Origin of the sequence: Nitratidesulfovibrio liaohensis, from assembly GCF_011682075.1 — a bacterium.
Lineage (GTDB): Bacteria > Desulfobacterota > Desulfovibrionia > Desulfovibrionales > Desulfovibrionaceae > Cupidesulfovibrio > Cupidesulfovibrio liaohensis.
Map to the genome: position 1 here is coordinate 1 of NZ_VSMK01000428.1, position 2,293 is coordinate 2,293.

At 70.3% G+C, this 2,293-nt stretch carries 1 protein-coding gene and 1 pseudogene; both read right to left on the reverse strand.

The features are described from left to right. A pseudogene (locus tag FVW27_RS13480) lies at positions 1-552 on the reverse strand (hypothetical protein); the annotation flags it as partial. Continuing rightward, on the reverse strand, positions 552-1,703 hold the full coding sequence (locus tag FVW27_RS13485) for a glycosyltransferase family 2 protein (RefSeq protein WP_243838448.1): 1,152 nt from the start codon (positions 1,701-1,703) through the stop codon (positions 552-554). The gene FVW27_RS13485 and the pseudogene FVW27_RS13480, both read right to left, overlap by 1 nt. Positions 1,704-2,293 lie beyond the last annotated feature (590 nt).

Here is a 2,293-nt window from a genome sequence, read left to right on the forward strand (position 1 = left end):
GCGTCCCATGATCGGGGCGAGCAGCGTGCCCGTGCCCTGCGGCAGCACGGCGCGCCAGATGGCCGCATCGTGCAGGGCCTCGCCCATGCCGCCAGCCGCCCCGGCCACGCCCCCAATCCGGGACACGGGCCACCCCGGCAACAGCGTCACCAGCAACTCCACCATCCGCAACGCAGCCACGGACACCACCCACACCACGGCCATGCCCACGTGGGCCACCAGCACGAAGCGCAGGCACATGGCCACATCGGGTCGCCGCACCCCGAAAGCCCGGCGGTACGAGAGCAGGAACACAATGACCATGCCGGTGTAGGTGGCCAGCAGCACGCCCACCTCGAAGCCCACCAGCTCCGACCACGCGAAGCGCGACACGAAGTTGGCCAGCGTGCCAATGATGGACGCCTGAAGGTACAGGAAGGCCTGGCGGGTGGCGCTCGGGACCAGGCGCTCTGGCCCGGCGGCGGGGGGGGCCGCGCCCGGAGTCTGGGCCACGGTCTGCACCGGGCCGGAGGGCTCGGGAAGGGCGTCGGGTTCCATGGGGGTGCGTGACATCAGGCGGGGTGCGGGCCGGAGTTGCCGCTGGAACCGTCGCTGGAGGTGGCCGAAGAAATGCCCCGGTGGGACGGCTGGCAGGCGGGCGACGACGACGGGGCGGGCCGCGCCTGCCCGGTCATTTCTGCGCCGCAGCAAGGGCAATGCCCGGAAGTGACGCCCGGCGCGGCATCCGGCGGCGCATTCGGCCCATCTCCCGGCCCATCCAACCCCACTCGCCGCCGCACCACGTACTGCGGGCGGCGCTTGACCTCTTCGTACACCCGGCCCAGATACTCGCCGATGATCCCCAGCGAGACCATGACCAGCCCGCCCAGGGTCAGCAGGGTGACCATGAACGAGGCATAGCCGGGCACCTGCGCGCCGAACAGCAGGGTGCGCCCGGCGATGATGGCCGCGTGGACGAACCCGGCCAGGGCCACCAGCATGCCCAGATAGCTCCACACCCGCAGGGGCAGCGTGCTGAACCCGGTAAGGCCGTCGATGGCGAAATTCCACAGCTTCCACGGCTTCCACTTGCCCGCGCCCGCCGAGCGCGGTGCGCGGTCAAAGAATACGGCCACCTGCCGAAAACCCACCCAGGTGTACAGCCCCTTGGTGAAGCGCACCCGCTCGGGCAGCGCATTCAGGGCGTCCACCGCCGGGCGCGAAAGCAGGCGGTAGTCGCCCGCGTCGGGCACGATGGGGTTGCCGCTCACCCGGTTGAACAGCCGGTAGAACAACCGCGCGCTGACCCGCTTGCCCACGGTGTCGCTGCTGCGGGCGCGGCGCACGCCCACCACCACCTCGGCCCCCTGCTCCCAGGCGCGCAGAAAGTCGGGCAACACCTCCGGCGGGTCTTGCAGGTCCACGTCCATGGGCACCACGGCATCGCCGCGCGCGGCCTGCAACCCGGCCGCCAGGGCCAGTTCCTTGCCGAAGTTGCGTGAAAGGTCCACCAGCTTCACGCGGGGGTCGCGGGCGTGCTCGGCCAGCAGCACCTCGACGGTTCGGTCGTTGCTGCCGTCGTTCACGAACACGAACTCGAAGTCGTACGGCTCGCGATCCACGATGGTCCGTACCGTGGACAGAAAAAGAGGGACGGCGTCCTCCTCGTTCAGCACGGGCACCACCAGCGACACCACGCGGCGGCGCGGATCCGCGCCGGGCATGCATGCGGATGCGGCACCTGCGGCGGGGCTGGTGCCGGTACGTGTCGTGGGCGTCGTTTCGTCCGTAGGGTAAGCCATCATGCATGGGCCATAGCCCATTGCAACGATTCCGGCAATGCGACGAAAATGTAGCGCGGGACCACGACGCACCGGGCTGCTGGAGCTGCGCCGCGCGATATGCGAAAAGCCTGTCGTGCTCACCGGTCCGTTGCGTTGCGGAAAAAGACGGCGGGGAACGGCGACCCGAACGGGACAGTGGACACGGCGCCGTCCCGCCGGGCATGGCCGCAGGGCAACAGTGGCCGGAAAGAAGCGATGCGGCAGGCCCGGCGCGTCGGGAGTGGGCACGTCAGGGCAGGATTTGCCTGGGCCGAATCTGCTTGGGGCGGATTTGTCTGGGCCGGACTTGTCTGGACCAGTCGCGTTTTGACGGGGCACGACCGAGCCGGGCACCACAGAACCGGACATGTCAGGCCAGTTCCACGCGCACCCGCGTCCCCTCCGGCATGTCCGCGCGCAGGGTGTGCACCACCAGTTCCGGCAGCCCGGGCCGGGGCCCATCCGCCGCGCGGGCCGGGGCCAGGGCAAGC